17 protein-coding genes are annotated in these 22532 nt (G+C 59.7%); 12 read left to right on the top strand and 5 right to left on the bottom strand.

The genetic code is table 11. The annotated features are described in order from the left end of the window. The first annotated feature begins 235 nt into the window (after window positions 1-235). The 7 genes from recC to IB254_RS12375 all read left to right on the top strand — a co-directional run bounded on the left by recC (window position 236) and on the right by IB254_RS12375 (window position 12813). A complete protein-coding gene (recC, locus tag IB254_RS12405) occupies window positions 236-3688 on the top strand; it encodes an exodeoxyribonuclease V subunit gamma (RefSeq protein ID WP_192417461.1) in 3453 nt (1150 codons plus the stop codon). Then, on the top strand, window positions 3685-7377 hold the full coding sequence (recB, locus tag IB254_RS12400) for an exodeoxyribonuclease V subunit beta (RefSeq protein ID WP_192417460.1): 3693 nt from the start codon (window positions 3685-3687) through the stop codon (window positions 7375-7377). The genes recC and recB overlap by 4 nt, the downstream gene beginning before the upstream one ends. Beyond that, window positions 7374-9482 (top strand): exodeoxyribonuclease V subunit alpha, encoded by a 2109-nt coding sequence (gene recD / locus IB254_RS12395; protein WP_192417459.1) that lies wholly within the window; start codon window positions 7374-7376, stop codon window positions 9480-9482. Before recB ends, recD begins: the two co-directional genes overlap by 4 nt. A gap of 120 nt (window positions 9483-9602) precedes the next feature. Further along, the gene (locus tag IB254_RS12390) at window positions 9603-10178 is read left to right on the top strand and encodes a YfiR family protein (RefSeq protein WP_192417458.1); all 576 of its coding nucleotides are present in this window, start codon (window positions 9603-9605) and stop codon (window positions 10176-10178) included. Beyond that, window positions 10175-11443, top strand: a complete 1269-nt coding sequence (locus tag IB254_RS12385; protein ID WP_192417457.1) for a diguanylate cyclase domain-containing protein — start codon at window positions 10175-10177, stop codon at window positions 11441-11443. The genes IB254_RS12390 and IB254_RS12385 overlap by 4 nt, the downstream gene beginning before the upstream one ends. Further along, a complete protein-coding gene (locus IB254_RS12380; protein WP_008024089.1) occupies window positions 11443-11943 on the top strand; it encodes an OmpA family protein in 501 nt (166 codons plus the stop codon). Before IB254_RS12385 ends, IB254_RS12380 begins: the two co-directional genes overlap by 1 nt. A 78-nt stretch (window positions 11944-12021) precedes the next feature. Next, window positions 12022-12813, top strand: coding sequence for a CatB-related O-acetyltransferase (locus IB254_RS12375; protein ID WP_192417456.1), 792 nt, complete (start codon window positions 12022-12024; stop codon window positions 12811-12813). On the opposite strand, the gene IB254_RS12370 is transcribed toward IB254_RS12375, so the two are convergent. After that, window positions 12752-13699: a LysR family transcriptional regulator gene (locus tag IB254_RS12370; protein ID WP_008040813.1), complete on the bottom strand. Its 948-nt coding sequence runs from the start codon at window positions 13697-13699 to the stop codon at window positions 12752-12754. The two genes, IB254_RS12375 and IB254_RS12370, sit on opposite strands and share 62 nt — an antisense overlap. A 149-nt stretch (window positions 13700-13848) precedes the next feature. On the opposite strand from IB254_RS12370, the gene IB254_RS12365 reads away from it, so the two are divergent. Further along, the gene (locus IB254_RS12365) at window positions 13849-15375 is read left to right on the top strand and encodes a CoA-acylating methylmalonate-semialdehyde dehydrogenase (RefSeq protein ID WP_192417455.1); all 1527 of its coding nucleotides are present in this window, start codon (window positions 13849-13851) and stop codon (window positions 15373-15375) included. A gap of 10 nt (window positions 15376-15385) precedes the next feature. Further along, window positions 15386-16273: a 3-hydroxyisobutyrate dehydrogenase gene (mmsB, locus tag IB254_RS12360; RefSeq protein WP_008040816.1), complete on the top strand. Its 888-nt coding sequence runs from the start codon at window positions 15386-15388 to the stop codon at window positions 16271-16273. A gap of 182 nt (window positions 16274-16455) precedes the next feature. On the opposite strand, the gene IB254_RS12355 is transcribed toward mmsB, so the two are convergent. The 3 genes from IB254_RS12355 to IB254_RS12345 form a co-directional block, all read right to left on the bottom strand. Beyond that, complete coding sequence (locus IB254_RS12355; RefSeq protein ID WP_008024653.1) at window positions 16456-16800, bottom strand: cupin domain-containing protein; 345 nt, start codon at window positions 16798-16800, stop codon at window positions 16456-16458. Between the two features lie 166 nt (window positions 16801-16966). Beyond that, window positions 16967-18370: an amino acid permease gene (locus IB254_RS12350; RefSeq protein WP_008024654.1), complete on the bottom strand. Its 1404-nt coding sequence runs from the start codon at window positions 18368-18370 to the stop codon at window positions 16967-16969. 103 nt (window positions 18371-18473) lie between these two features. Further along, a complete protein-coding gene (locus IB254_RS12345) occupies window positions 18474-19376 on the bottom strand; it encodes a LysR substrate-binding domain-containing protein (protein WP_192417454.1) in 903 nt (300 codons plus the stop codon). 212 nt (window positions 19377-19588) lie between these two features. Between IB254_RS12345 and IB254_RS12340 the strand changes: the two genes are divergently transcribed. Next, entirely contained in the window at window positions 19589-20353 is a 765-nt protein-coding gene (locus IB254_RS12340) for a sulfite exporter TauE/SafE family protein (RefSeq protein ID WP_192417453.1), read from the top strand. On the opposite strand, the gene IB254_RS12335 is transcribed toward IB254_RS12340, so the two are convergent. Beyond that, complete coding sequence (locus tag IB254_RS12335) at window positions 20343-20657, bottom strand: putative quinol monooxygenase (RefSeq protein ID WP_008024657.1); 315 nt, start codon at window positions 20655-20657, stop codon at window positions 20343-20345. The genes IB254_RS12340 and IB254_RS12335 overlap by 11 nt on opposite strands. Before the next feature lie 162 nt (window positions 20658-20819). On the opposite strand from IB254_RS12335, the gene IB254_RS12330 reads away from it, so the two are divergent. Together IB254_RS12330 and IB254_RS12325 are read left to right on the top strand one after the other, a co-directional pair. Further along, window positions 20820-21410 carry an NAD(P)H-dependent oxidoreductase gene (locus tag IB254_RS12330; RefSeq protein WP_192417452.1) on the top strand — a complete coding sequence of 197 codons (591 nt, stop codon included), beginning with the start codon at window positions 20820-20822 and terminating at the stop codon, window positions 21408-21410. Between the two features lie 119 nt (window positions 21411-21529). Then, on the top strand, window positions 21530-22441 hold the full coding sequence (locus IB254_RS12325) for a LysR family transcriptional regulator (RefSeq protein WP_008024659.1): 912 nt from the start codon (window positions 21530-21532) through the stop codon (window positions 22439-22441). Window positions 22442-22532: the final 91 nt, after the last annotated feature.

The following is a 22532-nucleotide window of genomic DNA, read 5'->3' as shown; positions in this document are numbered from 1 at the left end:
CATCCCGAACTCAGCAGTGAAACGATGCATCGCCGATGGTAGTGTGGGGTTTCCCCATGTGAGAGTAGGTCATCGTCAAGATTAAATTCCGAAACCCCAATTGCGAAAGCAGTTGGGGTTTTGTTTTGCCCGCAGGAAAGTTCGTACAGCATTACCGGACAGCTCCCGGCTGTCACAGTCTCCCGACAATGCTAAGGTTCGGCCCTAGCTTTTGTATTTTCCCAAGGAAGCCTTTATGCCGGACGCGACGTCCCTCAGTGCTGGTTTTATGGTGGTTCATGGTAACCGCCTGGACGAGTTACGCAGCCTGGTGGTCAGCTGGATGCGGCGATACCCGCTGGCTCCCTTGGAAAATGAAATCGCTCTGGTGCAGAGCAACGGCATCGCCCAGTGGCTAAAGCTGGCACTGGCGGAGGACCCGGAAGAGGACGATATGGGCGGCTGCGGAATCGCCGCAGCGATCGACGTGCAGTTGCCGGGCAGCTTCATGTGGCAGCTCTATCGCATGGTGCTTGGTCGAGATGAAATTCCTGCCAAGTCTTTGCTCGATAAGGCCCCGCTGACCTGGCGACTCATGCGACTGCTCCCGCAGTTGATAGGTCAGCCCCACTTCGAACCTCTGCAACGTTTTCTGACCAATGACACCGATCTGCGCAAACGCTATCAACTGGCTGAGCGGCTGGCAGACCTGTTCGACCAATATCAGGTGTACCGAGCCGACTGGCTTGAAGACTGGGCTGAAGGTCGTCATCAATTACGCAACGGTCGGGGTGAAGCGAAACCCCTGACCCCGGCCAACTGCTGGCAGGCGGAATTGTGGCGTGCGTTGTTGCTGGATGTGGGGGAGCAAGGCATGGCGCAAAGTCGTGCTGGCGTCCATCAACGATTTATAGAGCGCATCAACAACCTTGATGTCGCCCCCGACGGATTACCATCCCGAGTGATCGTTTTCGGGATTTCTTCGCTTCCCGCTCAGGCTCTGGAGGCACTCGCCGGTCTGGCTCGTTTCAGCCAGGTTCTGCTTTGCGTGCACAACCCATGTCGTCACCATTGGGCGGACATCGTCGCCGATAAAGACCTGTTACGGCATCAATACAAACGTCAGGCCCGCAAGAGTGGCATGCCGGTCGTGCTGGATTCGCAAACCCTGCATCAGCATGCCCATCCGCTATTGGCAGCTTGGGGTAAACAAGGGCGGGACTACATTAATCTGCTAGACAGCTATGACGATCCCAACAGCTATCGCTCGGCGTTTCGTGATGGGCGCATTGATCTGTTCAGTGACAGCCAGCCACAGAACCTGCTGAACCAGCTGCAGGACGACATCCTCGAATTGCGTCCTCTGAATGAAACACGCGAACGCTGGCCGGCAGTCGATACAGACGCGGATCAATCGATCCGTTTTCACATTGCCCACAGTGCTCAGCGCGAAGTAGAGATACTTCACGATCAGTTGCTCGCACGCTTCAGTGCTGATCCTGAGTTAAGACCGCGCGACATTATCGTGATGGTTCCGGACATCGACAGTTATGCACCGCATATTCGCGCTGTGTTCGGCCAGCTTGAGCGCCATGACCCACGCTTCATTCCATTCACGCTCGCAGATCAAGGCCAGCGCGGTCGTGACCCGTTGCTGATTGCTGTCGAACACCTGCTCAAACTGCCCGACAGTCGCTTCCCCGTCAGTGAGATCCTTGATCTGCTGGACGTTCCAGCGTTGCGCGCTCGCTTTGGTGTAGAGGAACGTGACCTGCCGACCCTGCATCGCTGGATCGAAGGCGCGGGCGTCCGCTGGGGCATGAGCGCAGAGCAACGAGCGGGGCTTGGATTGCCGCAGGAACTGGAGCAAAACAGTTGGCGTTTCGGTTTGCGGCGGATGTTGCTTGGGTATGCAGTCGGCAGCGCCGGTGCCTGCCAAGGTATCGAGCCCTACGATGAGATTGGTGGTCTGGACGCCGCGCTGATAGGTCCATTAGTGGCGCTCCTGGATGCGCTTGAAATTGCTCACCAGGAACTCACCCGACCTGCGCCACCCCAGCAATGGGGGATGCGCCTGCAAGCGTTGGTGCAGTTGTTTTTCCAGGCCAGTAATGAGCACGACGACTACTTGCTTGCCCAGCTCGAAGAGTTGCGTGAAACCTGGTTTGAGACCTGTGAGTCTGTCGGTCTGCACGACGAGTTGCCGTTGACCGTAGTTCGTGAAGCCTGGCTCGCCGGTCTTGATCAGGGGCGCTTGTCCCAACGTTTTCTCGCCGGTGCAGTTAACTTCTGCACTCTGATGCCCATGCGCGCAATCCCGTTCAAGCTGGTTTGCCTGCTCGGGATGAATGATGGCGATTATCCGCGAGCGCAACCGCCACTGGACTTCGACCTGATGGGCAGCGATTACCGTCCGGGTGACCGCTCCCGGCGTGAAGACGACCGCTATCTGTTGTTGGAAGCGCTATTGTCAGCGCGTAATCAGCTCTACATCAGTTGGGTTGGCCGCAGCATTCGCGATAACAGCGAACGCCCGGCTTCTGTGCTGATTGGCCAACTGCGCGACCATCTGTCCAGCGGATGGCGACTGCACGATGCCGATGAAGACTTGCTTGAGGCAATGACTCAGGAGCACCCGTTACAGCCTTTCAGTGCCCGCTATTTCCACGAAGGCGATGACTTGTTCAGCTACGCCAGCGAATGGCAGGTGCTTCATCATGCTGTTGAGTCGGCAACCGATAACGGCATCCTCGCCCCCTATGTTCAGGAAGAGCCGCTAAGCCTTGGCCAACTGCAGGACTTTCTGCGCAACCCGGTGCGTCACTTCTTCAGTCAGCGGCTGAAGGTGTTCTTTGAAGCGGCTGAAGTGCCGCTTGCCGATGAGGAGCCATTTGTCCTCGACGCGCTGCAACGCTACAGCCTCAGCGACAGTTTGCTCGACGCGGCGCTGGAGCATCTGGATCAGTCTGATCAGGCTTTGGAGGCGCAGGCCAAACGTCTGCAAAACAGCGGCCTGCTGCCCATGGCCGGCTTTGGCGAATGTCTGCAACGGGAATTGATCGAGCCATTGCCGGATCTGCTGCAGCGTTATCAACAGCTTTTGGCCCTATGGCCGACACCGCTCACCAGCGCTTTACCTGTGAGTCTTGAGCTGCAAGGGCTGCGCCTCGAAGGTTGGCTCAGCGGTCTGCATCAGCGAGCTGACGGTGGTTTGCTGTCGGTCACCACGATTCCCAACAGCATCGGCTCGATCAAGTCTCGCAAATGGCATCGTCTGACACGGTCATGGGTCAATCATCTGGTTGCCAGCGCCAGTGGAATGGCCATGACCACTGCGCTGGTGGCCAGTGACGACAGCCTGTTGCTCGGTCCGATGGAGAAGGATGTTGCGTTCCGGACCTTGAGCGACCTGCTGATGGCCTGGCAAGCAGGCATGCGCCAGCCTCTACCCATTGCAGTAAAAACCGCATTTGCCTGGCTAACCCAGACTGATCCTGCCAAAGCCGACGCCGCTGCTCGCAAGGCCTATGAAGGCGACGGCCTGACCACTGACGGCGAGCGCCGCGAAAGTCCCGCGCTCGCCCGGCAGTTTGCTGACTATGACGCACTGATTGCCGACGAGACCTTCGTCGATTGGTGCAACGCCTTGTACAAGCCAATGCTGGAAGCCCCCTGGCGCTCATTGACCAGCGAGGAGCCGCGCTCATGACCAGCCAGACACCGTTGGCCCTGGCGTTCCCGCTGCGCGGCAGTCAACTGATCGAGGCCAGTGCCGGGACCGGCAAGACCTTCACTATTTCCGCGTTGTACCTGCGTCTGGTCTTGGGCCACGGCGGGGAATCGAGCGGATTTGGACGTGAATTGTTACCGCCGCAAATCCTCGTTGTGACGTTCACCGACGCCGCAACCAAAGAGCTGCGCGAACGCATTCGAACGCGTCTTGCCGAAGCGGCACGTTTTTTCCGTGATGAAACACCGGCGCCGGATGCCCTGATTGCAGAGCTGCGTGAACAGTACCTTCCCGAGCAGTGGTCCGGATGCGCAAACCGTCTGGACATCGCTGCTCAGTGGATGGACGAAGCAGCTGTCTCGACTATCCACAGTTGGTGTCAGCGCATGTTGCGCGAGCACGCGTTCGACAGTGGCAGCCTGTTTACCCAGACTCTGGAAACCGATCACAGTGATTTGCTCGGCGAGGTTCTGCGCGATTACTGGCGATTGTTTTGTTACCCGATGCAAGGCGATGCGCTGAATTGGGTGCGCGGTAATTGGGGCGGGCCCGCAGCCCTGTTGCCGCGAGTTCGTGGTTTGTTCGCCAGTGAGCGCCACAGCGCTGAAGGCAAGGAGCCTGTCGAGCTGATCACTGAGTGTCTGCAAGAACGACGGGCTGCGTTGCTCGAACTCAAAATGCCTTGGCGTCAATGGGCGGACGAGTTGCTTGCCATCTGTCATGAGGGCGTCGCGAGTAAAAGCGTCGACGGTCGGAAGATGCAGGCACGCTATTTCGAACCCTGGTTCGAAAAGATAAAAGCCTGGGCCGAAGATGAATTGCTTGAGCAGTTGGATATTGGCACCGGCTTCACTCGCCTGACGCCTGATGGCATGACTGAGGCGTGGAAAAAGGGCGAAGTGCCCAATCACCCGGGACTGGATGCAATGCCTGGCCTCAAGGTCAGTCTCGACAGTTTGCCGACCCCCGATGCGGCAGTCCTGCAACACGCCGCCCAGTGGGTAGGCGCGCGGTTCGAGGAAGAAAAGCGTCGCCGCGCGGAAATGGGTTTCGACGACATGCTGCTGCGCCTCGATGCCGCGTTGCAAGCCGAGGGTGGCGAACGTTTGGCAACCCTGATCCGCGAGCAATTTCCGGTAGCATTGATCGACGAATTCCAGGATACCGACCCGGTTCAGTACCAGATCTTCGAAAGCATCTATCGCATCGAGGACAACAATCCTGAATGCGGCCTGTTCCTGATCGGTGACCCGAAGCAGGCGATCTATGCCTTCCGTGGCGCCGACATCTATACCTACCTGCGTGCCCGCCAGGCCACCACTGGCCGGCTGCATACCCTGGGCACCAACTTCCGCTCCAGCCATGGCATGGTCGATGCGGTGAACCATGTGTTCGAGCGCGCCGAGTCGCGGGAAGCGGGGCGGGGCGCATTTCTGTTCCGTGAAAAAAGTGGTGAAAATCCGGTGCCGTTCCTGCCGGTCGCCTCCCAGGGCCGCAAAGAAGTTTTGCAGGTTAAGGGTCAGGTTGTACCCGCTCTGAACATCTGGCATCTGCCCGCCGATCAACCATTGTCCGGCGCCGTTTACCGACAGCAATTAGCCGCTGCTTGCGCCAGCGAAATCACCGCTTTGCTCAATGGCGGGCAACAAGGCCAGGCGGGTTTCATCCAGGACGGCAAGGACTTCAAAGGCTTGCTGCCAGCGGATATTGCGATCCTGGTACGTGACGGCAAAGAGGCCCAGGCCGTGCGCGCCGAACTCACGGCCAGGGGCGTGCGCAGCGTGTATCTGTCGGACAAGGACTCGGTGTTCGCCGCACAGGAAGCTCATGACCTGCTGACCTGGCTCAAGGCCTGCGCCGAGCCGGATGTCGAGCGTCCGCTGCGAGCGGCGTTGGCCTGTATCACGCTGAATCTGTCGCTGGCTGAGCTGGAACGCTTGAATCAGGACGAGTTGGCGTGGGAAGCGCGGGTCATGCAGTTCCGCGGTTATCGCGAACTCTGGCGCAAACAGGGTGTGCTGCCGATGCTGCGTCGCTTGCTGCATGACTTCCAGCTACCTCAGGCACTGATCGCGCGAAGCGACGGCGAGCGTGTGCTGACCAACCTGTTGCACTTGTCCGAACTGCTGCAACAGGCGGCCGCCGAACTCGATGGCGAGCAAGCGTTGATCCGGCATTTATCCGAACACCTGGCGTTGTCCGGTCAGGCTGGCGAAGAGCAGATACTGCGTCTGGAGAGCGACGAACAACTGGTCAAGGTCGTGACGATTCACAAGTCCAAGGGGCTTGAGTATCCGTTGGTGTTCCTGCCGTTCGTGTGTTCGGCGAAGCCGGTCGACGGCAGCCGCTTGCCGCTGCATTACCACGATGAGACCGGCAAGGCCCAAGTGACGTTGAAGCCGACACCCGAGTTGATCGCGCTGGCGGATCATGAGCGCCTGGCCGAGGATCTGCGCTTGTTGTATGTGGCCTTGACCCGTGCACAACATGCCTGTTGGCTCGGTGTTACGGACCTCAAGCGCGGCAATAACAACAGTTCGGTGCTGCACCTTTCGGCACTGGGTTATTTGCTGGGCGGCGGTGCGCCATTGAACGAATCGGCGGGGTTGACGCGTTGGCTTGAAGACTTGCAGCAGGACTGTCCGGCGCTGAACTACAGTGAAATGCCTGAAGAAACCGCCGAGCATTACCACCCGCCGCAAAACGATGCGACTTTGCTTGCTCCGTTGATCCCCAAACGCAAGGCCAGCGAAAACTGGTGGATTGCCTCCTACAGCGCCCTGCGCATTGGCGACAGCCTGAGCGTGGGCAGTGACGAAGCACCGGAAAACCCGCAAGCGCAAAAGCTGTTTGACGACGAGCGCCTTGACCCGGAAGCGCCGCGAGAAGTAGTCGCTGGCGGTGCCGATATCCATCGCTTCCCTCGGGGGCCGAACCCCGGCACCTTTCTCCATGGTTTGCTTGAATGGGCCGGTAACGAAGGTTTTGCCGCCACACCACAAGCCGTGGAAGATGCCATTGCCCGTCGCTGCAACCGTCGTGGCTGGGAAGGCTGGATCACCACGCTGAGCGATTGGCTGCAGCACCTGCTCAAGTCCCCGCTGCACATCGGTGCCGGACAGGCGCCGGTGATATTCGAGCAATTGACCCAGTACCGCGTCGAAATGGAATTCTGGTTCGCCAGCCATAAAGTCGATGTGCTCAAACTCGACGAACTGGTCCGCCAATACACCCACAATGGCGTTGCCCGTGTTGCAGCCGAACCGGTGCTGCTCAATGGCATGTTCAAAGGTTTCATCGATCTGACGTTCGAGCATGATGGTCGCTATTACGTCGCCGATTACAAATCCAACTGGCTGGGCGTCGATGACATGGCCTATACCGAGCAAGCCATGGAGCAGTCGATTCTGGACAATCGCTACGACCTGCAATACGTGCTGTACCTGTTGGCCCTGCACCGCCAACTCAAGGCGCGGCTTGCCGATTACGATTACGACCGGCACGTCGGTGGCGCGCTGTATCTGTTCCTGCGTGGCACACGCGCGTCCAGTCAGGGCGTGTATTTCGCCCGTCCGCCAAGAGAACTGATCGAGCGTCTCGACCGGCTGTTCCAGGGCAAGCCAGAACCCAAGGCCGAACCCGCCTGGGAACAGGGAGTACTGCTATGAGTCGCACCTTCGCCGATTTGCTGCCGACGCCATTGGCATCGGAAAGTCTGGCGAGTCTGGCACCGTTGAGTCGCGCCGATGACTTGTTGCTGCTGCTCACTCGCTGGGTCGAACGGGGTTGGTTGCGAGCGCTGGACAAAGCCTTCGTTGCGTTCTTGCACGAACTCGCTCCCGACGATAACCCTCTGGTGCTGCTGGCTGCGGCATTGACCAGTCATCAATTGGGCCACGGCCATGTCTGCCTGGACCTGTTCGAGACCCTGAAAGAGCCTGACTTCGCACTGTCATTGCCCCCTGAAGGTGATCTGCAAAGTGGCGCGATGCTGCTGCCATCACAATTGCTCGAGGCGCTGGACGGTGCCCATTGGTGCAAGGTACTGGCCGCCAGCAATCTGGTCGCACTGGCAGCCGATACGAGTGAAACGGCTCAACAAAGGCCGTTGGTACTGTCGGGAAAACGCCTTTATCTGCGCCGCTATTGGGCTTACGAGCGGCGTATCGATGACGCCCTGCGTGTGCGTCTGGCTGAACACGAAACCACGCCGAGTGATCTGCCCCAACGTCTTGTCGGTCTGTTCGGTCCGGCCAAGCCTGGCGAGGTGATCGACTGGCAGAAACTCGCGTGTGCCTTGGCGACCCGCAGTGCCTTCAGTATCGTCACCGGCGGCCCGGGGACGGGCAAGACCACCACGGTCGTGCGCTTGCTGGCATTGCTTCAGGCGCCGGCGGTGGAGGCTGGCAAACCGTTGCGCATCCGTCTCGCAGCCCCCACGGGGAAAGCTGCGGCACGGTTGACGGAGTCCATCAGCCAACAAGTCCGCACGCTGGAAGTCGCTGAAGCCGTGCGAGATAAAATTCCGTCAGACGTTACCACCGTGCACCGTCTGCTCGGCAGTCGGCCCGGTACGCGACATTTCCGGCACCACGCCGGTAACCGTTTGCCGCTGGATGTGCTGGTGGTGGATGAAGCCTCGATGATTGACCTGGAGATGATGGCCAATCTTCTCGACGCGATGCCGGCCCATGCCCGACTGATTCTGCTGGGTGACAAGGACCAACTGGCCTCGGTGGAGGCCGGCGCGGTGCTGGGTGATCTGTGCCGCGACGCCGAGGCTGGTTGGTATAGCCCGCAGACGCGTCAGTGGCTGGAAACAGTCAGTGGTGAAAACCTCGCAGCCAGTGGTTTGCAAGAAGACACTCACGGGGCTCATCCACTGGCCCAGCAAGTGGTGATGCTGCGTCACTCGCGCCGGTTCGGCGAGGGAAGCGGCATTGGCCAACTGGCGCGCTGGGTCAACCGGCAACAACCCGAAGAGGCTCGGCAGCTGCTGGCGACTGGAAGCCACGGCGATGTATTTTTCCTGCCCCTCAAGGGTGAACAGGACCGGGCGCTGGAGCGCCTATTGCTCGAAGGTCATGGTGATGGGCCGCAAGGCTACCGGCATTACCTCAGCCTGCTGCGCCACCTGCGGCCACCGCCCGACAGCTCGCTTGAGGATTCACGCTGGACCGATTGGGCGCGCCAGGTGCTGCAAGCCTTCGACGCCTTCCAGTTGTTGTGTGCCGTTCGCAAAGGGCCATGGGGTGTGGAGGGTCTGAATCAGCGTGTGACAGATGCGTTGCTCAAGGCCCGATTGATCGACAGCAATCAGCAGTGGTACGAAGGCCGGCCGGTGCTGATGACCCGTAACGACTATGGCTTGGGTTTGATGAACGGCGACATCGGCATCGCCCTCAAGTTGCCGGAGCGCGATGGCCCCGAGGCGGGTCGTCAGGTATTGCGCGTGGCCTTCCCGCGCAATGACGGCCAGGGTGGCGTGCGTTTTGTCCTGCCGAGCCGGCTCAATGATGTCGAAACCGTCTACGCCATGACCGTGCATAAATCCCAGGGCTCCGAGTTTGCCCATACGGCGTTGATTTTGCCGGACGCCTTGAACCCGGTTCTGACCAAGGAGCTGATCTATACCGGCATTACCCGGGCCAAGGACTGGTTCACATTGATCGAACCACGTGCCGGAGTGTTTGAAGAGGCGGTGCGACGCAAGGTCAAGCGGTTGAGCGGGTTGATGCTGGAGTTGGAAGAGGCCGTCGAGCCGAGGCAATAAATGGCGGCGGCACCGGACGCCGGAAACTGTCCGAAGTGCCGTCGTACGTGGCCTCGCTGGTGTTTCAGCGCTGTGCTATCGTTGCGGCATCCTCCCGTTACGATCGAAGAGAATCCCTGCATGAAGGTGGCTGTCTGGATGACAGAGTGCGTTGCTGGCTGCAAGCAGGCCGTACTTGCAGGCTTTCTCTGTTTGCTGAGCGGCTTCGTTTTCGCTCAAACGCAAACCCCACCAGGCATGGCCGACCAGCGCGCCAAATCGGTCACGCAGGTTGTACTTGGGATACTCAGCTATGCCCGCTGGCCAGTTGAGCCCGCACAACTTCGTTTGTGCATCGTCGGCCCTACCGAATACACCGACGACCTGGTCAAGGGCACCACCCAGGCCACTGGCCGACCCGTTACCGTGCGCCGCCTGCTGGCCGACAACCCATCCATTGTCAGTGAATGCGACGCGGTGTACATCGGCAAACTGACCAGCGAAGAGCGCAGCCGGTTGTTCGCTTCGCTGAGCGGGCATCCGGTGTTGAGCATCAGCGAAAGCGACGATCAATGTACCGTCGGCAGTCTGTTCTGTTTGCGTGTCGGCGATGAGCAAGTGTCCTTTGAGGTCAACCTCGATTCCGTCGCCCGCAGCGGCGTGCGAATTCACCCAAGTGTGCTGCAACTGTCCCGCCGCAAACCGGCGGCGCCATGAGGTTATTCAAGCCGGGCAGTCGTCCGACCTTGCGTTCGGTCATTGGCCGCGGTCATTTGATCGTCGCGCTGGTCGGCGTGGCCATGGCCAGCATCTCGCTGACGCTGCTCGGCGTCCTGGCGTTGCGGGTCTATGCCGACCACAACCTGCACCTGATCGCGCGCTCCATCAACTACACCGTGGAAGCTGCAGTGGTGTTCAACGACAAAGCCGCTGCCACCGAAGCGCTGGCACTGATCGCTTCTACCGAGGAAGTGGCGGATGCCCAAGTGCTGGACGAGCGAGGCAAGTTGTTGGCGCGTTGGCAGCGGCCGGAAACCGGATTGTTCTCTGATCTCGAAATGCAGATGGCCAAAGCCTTTCTGGAGGAGCCCATCAGCATGCCGATCATCCATCAAGGCCAGGAAATCGGCAGCACTCTGCTGATCGGCCACGGCGGCAGCCTGATGCGTTTCTTGCTCAGCGGTCTGGTGGGCATCGTTCTGTGCACCGCCGCCAGTGCCTGGGTAGCGCTTTATCTGGCTCGCCGACAACTGAGCGGGATCACCGGGCCGCTGCGCAGTCTGGCGTTTGTGGCGCACGCGGCGCGTAGCGAACGTGCCTTCGACCAGCGTGTGCCTCCTGCCGACATCGCCGAACTCGATAACCTGGGCAATGACTTCAATGCCCTGCTCGATGAACTCGAATCCTGGCAAACCCACCTGCAAAGCGAGAATGAAACCCTCGCCCACCAGGCCAGTCATGACAGCCTCACCGGGTTGCCGAACCGGGCGTTTTTCGAAGGCCGATTGATTCGTGCACTGCGCAACGCCAACAAGCTCAACGAGCGGGTAGCGGTGTTGTTTCTCGACAGTGACCGGTTCAAGGAAATCAACGACACCTTCGGTCACGCCGCCGGCGACGCGGTGTTGGTCGCAGTCGCCAATCGGGTTCGTGCTCAACTGCGTGAGGAGGATCTGGTGGCGCGTCTTGGGGGGGACGAATTTGCTGTCCTGTTGACACCGTTGCACAAGACCGAAGATGCCGAGCGGATCGCCGATAAAATCATTGCCAGCATGGAAGTGCCGATCCCGTTGCCGGGTCATACTCAGGTTTTGACTTCTCTGAGCATCGGCATTGCCGTGTACCCGGATCATGGTGCTACACCGGGTGCTCTGCTCAATGCTGCCGATGCGGCCATGTACCAGGCTAAACGTTTTTCCAGAGGTGCACAGCACACGTCAGGGTCGGAGCACCCTGTCGCCGATGTTCAAACCAGGAGCTAATGTCCGTGTTCTCATTCAATCTGCGATTTCTTGCGATCCCCTTGTTCATGGCTTTGCTGGCACTGACCGGTTGCCAGACGGCACCACAAAAAGGTTTGAGTCCGGCACAGGTTGCAGTGCTGCAACAGCAAGGTTTCGAGTTGACCGACGAGGGCTGGGCGTTTGGCTTGTCCGGCAAAGTGTTGTTTGGCAGTGATGTCGAAAGCCTGAATCCGCAGAGCACCGAGATCGTCGAGCGCATTGGCAAGGCGTTGCTGGGTGTCGGGATCGATCGGGTGCGGGTTGATGGTCACACCGATGCGTCGGGCAAAGAGACCTACAACGAACAGCTGTCCCTGCGCCGCGCGAACAGCGTCGGCAAGGTCCTGACCGCGGTCGGCATGAAAGAACAGAATATCCAGCTAAAGGGCTTTGGCAGCAGTGAGCCGGTAGCATCCAACGATAACGCGGCCGGTCGAACCGAAAATCGCCGGGTGTCGATTGTGGTGAGCGCCGATTGATCGGCTGACCCTCTTTTTAATTATTCTTTTTGGGGGGATTCATACCCCCGTAGATGAACGGAACACGACGACTGCCACATGGAAAAAATAATAAATTACTGCCGCAACCACTTCTGGAAAAAATGGCTTCGCCAGCATAAATGCAAGATCGCTGGCGGGGTGTCATCGCTTAACGCCAAAACCACGTTGTGGGTGGAAGAGAATGTTTCGCTCGGTCACGTGGTGGTCGGCACCAAACGGTTGAGCATTGGTGCCCACACTTACATTCGAAGTGGTTGCGTGCTGTCCGCGGTGTCATCGATAGGACGGTTTTGTTCGATTGGAAATGACTGCTACATCGGACAAGACAAAAATACCCACCCGTCCGACTGGGTCAGTTCGCACCCCTTCCAATTTACCCGTACAAAACTGTCCTTCGAACCAGAGATCGTTGATGTAACGATCGGCGACGACGTCTGGATCGGACATGGCGCCATGATCATGGAAGGTGTCACGGTGGGCACGGGTGCCATTATCGCCACCCGCGCACTGGTTGCCCACGATGTGCCGCCCTACGCGGTTGTCGCCGGGATTCCGGCGAAAGTCATCAAGTATCGGCACCCGCCAGAGGTGGTGGCGCAGTTACTTGATAGCCGATGGTGGGAATGTAATGTCGATTTCCTTCTGGGCCTACGCCTGGACGATCCCCGTTCTGCTTTGCCGATCATTGCCGATTCGCGCAGCGCCAATCAGGTTGTTTACAAGCAGGTGGAAGTCACCCGCAAAGGCTGCCAATTAGTCAGCACTCTCGGATTGGCTGCTCCGACGCTCAGTCTGCAAACCGAAGATCCCGCGTCTCGCCCAGTAACAACGGGCCATTCAGTTCAGTGACCTCCCTGATGTAATCCCACAACAGGGTGATCCGCTTGAGCTTGCGCAGGTCCTCGCGGCAGTACATCCAGAACTGCCGGGTGATGTTGATTTCCTCCGGCAGCACCGGCAGTAACCGCGGATCCTGAGCCGCGAGGAAGCACGGCAGGATCGCCAGCGAACGCCCTTGCTGCGCAGCCACGAACTGCGCAATCACGCTGGTGCTGCGCAAGTTGGCGCTGGCGCCGGGCAGCACGTTCGCCAGGTACAACAGCTCCGAGCTGAAGGCCAGGTCGTCGACATAACTGATAAATGAATGCTTGCCCAAGTCTGTCGGGCGGCGGATCGGTGGGTGTTTGTCCAGATAGTCCTGGGTCGCGTACAGCTGCAACCGGTAGTCGCAGAGTTTGCAGCAGACGTACGGGCCATGCTCCGGGCGCTCCAGGGCGATGACGATGTCCGCCTCGCGTTTGGACAGGCTGATGAAGTGCGGCAGCGGCAGAATGTCCACCGAGATCGCCGGATAGGCGTCGACGAAATGGCTCAGCTGCGGGGTGATGAAAAAGCTGCCGAACCCTTCGGTGCAACCCATCCGCACATGACCGGACAGCGCCACGCCGGAACCGGAAACCTGTTCGCACGCCATGTGCAGCGTGCTCTCGATCGACTCGGCGTAACCCAATAAACGCTGACCCTCAGCGGTCAGGACAAAACCGCTGGTCCGGGACTTCTCGAACAACAATGTGCCCAATGCCGCTTCCAGCGAGCTGATGCGCCGCGACACGGTGGTGTAGTCCACCGCCAGGCGCTTGGCCGCGGTGCTGGCCTTGCGGGTGCGGGCCACTTCGAGGAAAAACTTGAGGTCATCCCAGTTCAGCGAACCTAAAGACGTGATGTTTTTTTGCATGATGGACCGGCTTTTATGTGCGTTCTTATTAGAAGTTTGCACATCTATACTCCAAAAACAGTCCGACAACCAATTCGCGACACACGCCTCATCTCAAGGCGACTTATCCGCCTTGGCTCCCTGCATAACAACAAGTCCAGGAGACCAGCATGAACGCATCGCTCACGCCCAACGAAACCACTGTCCAGAACGTCAAGCTGTTGATCGACGGTGAGTGGGTCGAGTCCCAGACCACCGAATGGCACGACATCGTCAACCCGGCGACCCAGCAAGTGCTGGCCAAGGTTCCGTTCGCCACCGCGCAGGAAGTGGACGCTGCAATCAGCGCCGCCCATCGCGCCTTCCAGACCTGGAAGCTGACGCCGATCGGCGCCCGCATGCGCATCATGCTCAAGCTCCAGGCGTTGATCCGCGAACACTCCAAGCGCATCGCCGTGGTGCTCAGCAACGAGCAGGGCAAGACCATCGCTGACGCTGAAGGCGACATCTTCCGCGGCCTTGAAGTGGTCGAGCACGCCTGCTCCATCGGCAGCCTGCAAATGGGCGAGTTCGCCGAGAACGTCGCAGGCGGCGTCGATACCTACACCCTGCGCCAGCCAATTGGTGTTTGCGCCGGCATCACCCCGTTCAACTTCCCGGCGATGATTCCGCTGTGGATGTTCCCGATGGCCATCGCCTGCGGCAACACCTTCGTGCTCAAACCGTCCGAACAGGACCCAATGTCGACCATGCTGCTGGTGGAACTGGCCATCGAGGCGGGCGTTCCGGCGGGCGTGCTTAACGTGGTTCATGGCGGCAAGGACGTGGTGGACGCGCTCTGCACCCACAAAGACATCAAGGCGGTTTCCTTCGTCGGTTCGACTGCCGTCGGTACTCACGTTTATGACCTGGCCGGTAAGCACGGCAAGCGCGTGCAATCGATGATGGGCGCTAAAAACCACGCCGTGGTGCTGCCGGATGCCAACCGCGAACAAGCGCTGAATGCGCTGGTCGGTGCCGGTTTCGGTGCGGCCGGTCAGCGTTGCATGGCAACGTCGGTGGTGGTGTTGGTCGGCGCGGCCAAGCAATGGCTGCCGGACCTGAAAGCGCTGGCGCAGAAACTCAAGGTCAACGCTGGCAGCGAGCCGGGCACGGACGTTGGTCCGGTGATCTCCAAGCGTGCTAAAGCACGGATTCTGGATCTGATCGAAAGCGGCATCAAGGAAGGCGCCAAGCTTGAGCTGGATGGTCGTGACATCACGGTTCCCGGCTACGAGAAGGGCAACTTTGTCGGTCCGACCCTGTTCTCTGGCGTGACCCCCGAGATGCAGATCTACACCCAGGAAATCTTCGGCCCGGTGCTGGTGGTGCTGGAAGTGAATACGCTCGACGAGGCCATCGCCCTGGTCAACGCCAACCCGTTCGGCAACGGCACGGGCCTGTTCACCCAAAGCGGTGCGGCGGCGCGCAAATTCCAGAACGAAATCGACGTGGGTCAGGTCGGCATCAACATTCCGATTCCTGTGCCGGTCCCGTTCTTCAGCTTCACCGGTTCGCGCGGTTCCAAGCTCGGTGACCTCGGCCCGTATGGCAAGCAAGTGGTGCAGTTCTACACTCAGACCAAGACCGTCACCAGTCGCTGGTTCGATGACGACAGCGTCAACGACGGTGTGAACACCACCATCAACTTGCGTTAAGGAGCCGGACATGAAAATCGCTTTTATCGGTCTCGGCAACATGGGCGCGCCGATGGCGCGCAACCTGATCAAGGCCGGCCACGCGCTGCGACTGGTTGATTTGAACAAAACCGTTCTGGCTGAACTGGAGCAACTGGGCGGCAGCATCAGCGCGACGGCTCGTGAAGCGGCTCAAGGCGCAGAACTGGTGATCACCATGCTGCCCGCTGCTGTGCATGTGCGCAGCGTGTGGCTGGGTGAAGACGGCGTGCTGGCGGGGATCGCCAAAGGCGTGCCGGCCGTGGATTGCAGCACCATCGACCCGCAAACAGCGCGTGATGTAGCGGCGGCCGCTGCCAAGCAAGGCGTGGCCATGGCCGACGCGCCGGTGTCGGGTGGCACTGGCGGTGCCGCAGCCGGGACCCTGACCTTCATGGTCGGCGCCACGCCTGAACTGTTCGCCACCCTGCAACCGGTGCTGGCGCAGATGGGTCGCAACATCGTCCATTGTGGCGAAGTCGGCACCGGGCAAATCGCCAAGATCTGCAACAACCTGCTGCTGGCGATCTCCATGGTTGGCGTCAGCGAAGCTATGGCGCTCGGTGATGCACTGGGGATCGACACTGGCGTGCTGGCCGGGATTATCAACAGTTCCACGGGACGTTGCTGGAGTTCGGAGATGTACAACCCGTGGCCGGGCATCGTCGAAACGGCACCTGCGTCGCGAGGTTATACCGGTGGTTTTGGTGCCGAGCTGATGCTCAAGGATCTGGGACTTGCCACGGAAGCGGCACGTCAGGCGCACCAACCGGTGGTGCTTGGCGCGGTGGCCCAGCAGTTGTATCAGGCGATGAGCCAGCGTGGGGAAGGGGGTAAAGACTTCTCGGCGATCATCAACAGCTATCGCAAACCGCAATAACGACCTGCTTCAACCTGTGGGAGCGAGCCTGCTCGCGATGGTCGTTAACGATAACGCGGGGGAGTCTGACACCCCGCGTTGTTCACGAGTTTTTCGCCAGCAAGCCGGCTCCTACAGGTGAGGTGTGTGCGCATCGACATTTACCGGGAAATCACGTCGGGTGATCTCCCGGTTTTTTTGCATCAGGCAAACACGAAATACTTGCGCACGGTTTCAACCACTTCCCACGTGCCTTTCATCCCCGGCTCGATGACGAAAATATCACCGGCACGCAGATGGATCGGCTCCTTTCCTTCCGGGGTGATGATGCAGTAACCCTCGCGGAAATCGCAGTATTCCCACTTCACGTATTCCACATACCACTTGCCCGGCGTGCAGATCCAGGTGCCCATGATCTTGCTGCCGTCTTCGCTGGTGTAGGCGTTGAGGTTGACGGTGTGCGGATCGCCTTCGAGTTTTTCCCATTTGCAGGCGTCGAGTACTGGCAGCGGGTGGGTGTCGCGAAGAACGGTAATCGGTGCGGACATGATGACTCCGAGCGTGATGGAGAACTGAAGTCGCACCCTATCGGGCTTGATGCGGCGTCAGTTGTCTGTGCTCGACATCGAGGTATCCAGAAACGCTGGATTCACTGCGCTCGCCATAAAAAACGCCCCGGCATTCATCGAATGCCGGGGCTTTTTTTTTACGCGATTACTGAGTCACTGACAGCTTTCGGTGCCTGGCCATGCGCAACCGATAGCAACCGTAGATGAGCAACACCCACACCGGCATGGCGTACACCGAGGCGCGCACCGGCGGGATCATCCAGATGACGCAGATGATCACGGCCATGAACGCCAGGCACAGGTAGTTGGTGTACGGCGACCAGAAAGCCTTGAAGCCTGGCACGATGCCGCGCTGGACCATGGCCTTGCGGAACTTCAAATGCGTGAGGCTGATCAGCGCCCAGTTGATCATCAAGGACGCGACCACCAGGGCGAACAACAACTCAAGCGCTTCGTGCGGCGCGACGTAGTTGACCAGCACCGCCAGCATCGTGATCAACGCCGAAACGCCCAGTGCCAGCAACGGCACGCCCTGCTTGTTCAACTTCATCAGCACTTTGGGCGCGTCGCCTTGTTCGGCCAGGCCGTAGAGCATGCGACTGTTGCAGTACACGCCGCTGTTGTAGACCGAGAGCGCGGCGGTGAGCACCACGAAGTTGAGGATCTGCGCGGCGGTGTCGCTGCCGATCAGGGCGAAAATCTGCACGAACGGACTGCCGCTGTAGGCATCGCCCGAAGCGCCCAGTGTCTGCAGCAGTTGGTCCCATGGGTACAGCGACAGCAACACGGTGAGGGCGCCGACGTAGAAGATCAGCACCCGATAAACCACCTGGTTGATGGCCTTGGGAATGACCTTGCGCGGTTCGCTGGCTTCAGCGGCGGTGATGCCGACCAGCTCCAGGCCGCCGAAGGAGAACATGATGAACGCCATCGCCATCAGCAAACCGTTGGTGCCATTGGGGAAGAAACCGCCGTGGCTCCACAGGTTGCTCACCGATGCTTGCGGGCCGCCGGTGCCGCTGAACAGCATGTAGCAGCCCAGGAGGATCATGCCGATGATGGCCACGACCTTGATGATCGCGAACCAGAACTCCATCTCGCCAAACACTTTGACGTTCAGCGTATTGATCAGGTTGACCAGCACAAAGAACACCGCCGCGCTGACCCAGGTCGGCACCTCCGGCCACCAGAACTGCACGTACTTGCCGACGGCGGTCAGCTCGGCCATGCCCACCAGCACATACAGGACCCAGTAGTTCCAGCCGGACAGGAAACCGGCAAAGCCGCCCCAGTAGTTGTGAGCGAAGTGGCTGAACGAGCCGGCCACGGGTTCCTCGACAATCATCTCGCCCAGTTGGCGCATGATCAGGAACGCGATGAAACCGGCAATCGCATAGCCGAGGATCATCGACGGTCCGGCGGACTTGAGCACTCCGGCGGAGCCCAGGAACAGCCCCGTACCAATGGCGCCGCCCAATGCGATCAGTTGAATGTGCCGATTTTTCAACCCCCGCTTGAGCGTTGCCTGTTGCAAGATTTCATCCGCCATCTGGTTCCCTTTTGGTTGTTGTGGCCAGGCTTGATTTGAAAGGGCAGATATTACTCTTCGCAGCCTTCGTCATACAGGTGCCTGTTGGGCCAAACACTGGTTTTCAAAGGCTCCCGGCCCGGTTTGCAGCGCACAACGCGTCGAGCAAGGCTCTGGCGTAACCGGGCAGGCCCGCGAACGAGCGGGCGCACAGCAGCAGTTTGCGCTGCGCCCAGGCTTCCTGCAGGGCAACGTGATTGAACGGTTGATCGACGGCCCGGCGCTCGATCGCCGCCAGCGGCACAATCGCCAGCCCGGCGCCGCGAGCGACCATGCGAATCACCCCGTCGAAGCCTTCCGCCCTGATGCGGATTTGCATGCGCATGCCCGCGTGCAGCGCCTGTTCTTCGAGGTACACCGCCAGTGCACTGTTGGCACTCAGGCCGACGTAATCGTGATGCAGCGTCTCGCTGAAGCTCGGTGTTGCGCGGTCAGCCAATGGATGCCCGGGCGGCATGATCAGCACCAGCGGATCGTCGCGAAAGGGCAGGGTTTCGAGGGCGTGGGTGTCGACGGCGTCGGAGACGATGCCAAGGTCCGCCGCACCCTGATGCAGTGCATGGACGATGCGCAGGCTCGGCAATTCCTGCAGATCAATGTCGAGGTTGGGATGGCGGCAGAGGAAGTCCGCCAGCACTTCCGGCAGGTACTCGGTGATTGCTGTGGTGTTGCATAACAACCGCACCTGACCTTTGACGCCTTTGGCGTATTCGGCCAAGTCCTGCTGCATGCGGTCGGCGTGCTGCAGTAGTAGTCGGGCGTGTTGCGCGAGGGCTTTTCCGGCGGGCGTGGGGGTGACGCCGCGACGACCGCGTTCCAGAAAGTCGATGCCGAGCGAAGCCTCCATCGCACGGATTCGCGCGCTCGCCGCCGCCAGCGATAAATGGCTGCGCGCGGCGCCGGCGGTGATGTTGCCGGTGTCGAGGATGTTCAGGTAGAGGCGCAGGTCGGTCAGGTCGAAGTGCATTAAAGCAACCTCAGAATATGTGTTGGTTGCACTGACGCCATCGCGAGCAGGCTCGCTCCCACATTTGGAATGCATTCCCCTGTAGGAGCGAGACCGGCTTGCCGGCGAAGGCGTCAGTCAGAACAACGAAGTTATCAGCCTCTACCGAAACAAGAGGCACCCTCAGTATATGGCGAATTTTCACACGGCCAATCCAGGCGCAGGATCAGCCCATGAATACACTCGCCACGTTCTACCAAAATCTTGGCCTGGCCCTTTCTCTGCTGGTCATCGCCACCTTCCTCCTGGCCGGCATGATCAAAGGCGTGATCGGCCTCGGCCTGCCAACCATCGCCATGGGCTTGCTCGGTCTGGCTATGGCACCGTCGCAGGCTGCGGCGCTGCTGATCATTCCGGCGACCCTGACAAACGTCTGGCAACTGGCATTCGGCGGGCATTTGCACGGGTTGGTCAGGCGGCTGTGGCCGATGCTGCTGGCAATCTTCATCGGCACCGGTGCCGGGACGGTGTGGATCGGCATGGCGGGTGGTCATTGGGTGGTGCGGGGGTTGGGCGCGGCGTTGTTGCTCTATGCGTTGAGCGGTTTGTTCTTGCCGACTTTGCGCGTCAGCCGTCAGACCGAGCGCTGGCTCGGTCCGCTGTGCGGCGTGCTGACCGGCGTCATCACCTCCGCCACCGGCGTCTTCGTGATTCCGGCGGTGCCGTATCTGCAAGCACTGGGTTTGAACAAGGATGAACTGGTGCAGGCGCTGGGCCTGTCCTTCACCGTATCGACCCTCGCCCTCGCCGCCGGCCTGTTGTGGCGCGGGGCGCTGGGCGGTGGCGAATTGAGCGCGTCATTGCTGGCGCTGATCCCGGCGGTGCTCGGCATGTTGCTCGGGCAATGGCTGCGCCAGCGGATCAGCGCCGTGCTGTTCAAACGCGTGTTCTTCATCGGCCTCGCAGTGCTCGGCGGCCACTTGCTGATCAGCGGGTAGCGGACGACGGGCTGAGCATCTCGATGGCACGGATATCGAAATCCTGTTCCAGGAATTCGTCGCGCTGTTCAAGGAACTGCTTCATGTGCGGCAGGTTCGAGTGCACGTCGAGGTGCGCCTGGGATTGCCAGATTTCGAAGAAGATAAACAGCGTCGGGTCCTGTTTGTCGCGCAGCATGTGGTACTCGATGCAGCCTGGCTCGGCACGACTCGCTTCGACATAGCCGCGGAAGAACGCTTCGAAGGCGTCGGATTTTTCCGGGCGGGTTTTGGCGTGCAGGATGAAGCCTTGTATTTCACTCATCAGGAGTCTCCTCAAAGTCAGAATCGGCGCCAGTTTATGGCAACAATCGCCTGTTGATTCGTGCGTATAGGTCAAATGAATTTTGCGAATTCAGGACTTATTCCGCGCGAGGCCGGTCGCTAACCTGCCGCCATCCACTTTCTGACCCTTCCGAGATTCCTCATGAAAAAAGTACTGTTGCTCAATGGCGGCAAAAAGTTTGCGCACTCTGATGGCCGCTACAACACCACCCTGCATGAAGCTGCGTTGAGCGTGCTGGATCGCGGCGGCGTTGACGTGAAAGCCACTTTCATTGACGAGGGGTACGACGTCGCCGAAGAAGTTGCCAAATTCCTCTGGGCCGACGTGATCATTTATCAAATGCCGGGCTGGTGGATGGGCGCGCCGTGGACGGTGAAAAAGTACATCGACGAAGTCTTCACCGAAGGCCACGGCAGCCTCTACGCCAGTGACGGCCGCACCCGTTCCGATGCTTCGCAAAAGTACGGCAGCGGTGGTTTGGTGCAGGGCAAGCAATACATGTTGTCGCTGACCTGGAACGCGCCGCAGCAAGCCTTCGACGACCCGACCGACTTCTTCGAAGGCAAGGGCGTGGACGCGGTGTACTTCCCGTTCCACAAGGCCAACGAATTCCTCGGCATGACCGGTTTGCCGACGTTCCTGGCGGTTGATGTGATGAAACGCCCGAACATCGAAGGTGACATGGCGCGTTATGAGCAGCACCTGACCGAGGTGTTCGGCCTGAAAGCATAAGGTTCGGCTACTATCGATAACTGTAGGAGCCGGCTTGCTGGCGATGGCGTCTTCGAAAACGCTATCGCCAGCAAGCCGGCTCCTACACATTCGGCGGTGACTATCGATAAGGAACACAGGTGAAAGCCAGATCCGATGAGTTGCAGATTTTCGTCTGCGTGATTGAGTGCGGATCGATTTCCGCTGCGGCCGAACAGGTCGGGCAGACGCCTTCGGCGGTCAGCCGCACGCTGTCGCGGCTGGAGGCCAAGCTCGATACCACGCTGATCAACCGCACCACGCGGCGCATGGACCTGACGGAGGAGGGCAAGTATTTCTTCGAGCACGCCAAACTGATTCTCGATCAGATGGAGGAGCTTGAAGAACGCCTCAGTTCACGTCAGCAAACCCCGTCCGGGCGTTTGCGGATCAACGCCGCCTCGCCGTTCATGCTGCACGCCATCGTGCCGTACATCGACGAGTTCCGCCGGCTCTACCCGGACATCCAGCTCGAACTCAACAGCAACGACCTGATCATCGACCTGCTCGAGCAAAGCACTGACATCGCCATCCGCATCGGCACGCTGGCCGACTCGACCCTGCACGCCCGCTCGTTGGGTTGCAGCCCGCTGCACATCGTCGCCAGCCCGGCTTACCTTGAGCAACACGGCACACCGCTGGTGGTCGAGGACCTGAGCGGGCATGCGCTGTTGGGCTTCACCCACAATGAAGGCCTCAACCAATGGCCGCTGCGTTATGTGCATGGTGACCGCTGGCCGATTCAGGCGTCGATCAGTGCGTCCAGCGGCGAGACGATCAGGCACCTGGCGCTGGAAGGTCAGGGCATTGCCAGCCTGTCGCATTTCATGACCATCGAAGACATCCGTGCCGGGCGCCTGAAAGTGCTGCTGGCGGATTTCAACAGCGGTTATCGCCAGCCGATCAACGCGGTCTATTACCGTAACTCGCAACTGGCCCTGCGGATTCAGTGCTTCCTGGACTTTATCCAGGGCAAATTGGCGGTGTACGCGAATGCGGATTTCGAAGGTTGATTCATGACTCCTGCGCAAGAGTGAATTGGGTCAACGGGGATTTTTCAGTCGTGATGACTGCTTGATACTCGTTGCATCACTTATTCACGCA

This window comes from Pseudomonas sp. PDM03, from assembly GCF_014852385.1.
Classification (GTDB): domain Bacteria; phylum Pseudomonadota; class Gammaproteobacteria; order Pseudomonadales; family Pseudomonadaceae; genus Aquipseudomonas; species Aquipseudomonas migulae.
This window is presented reverse-complemented; position numbering and strand designations above follow the sequence as displayed.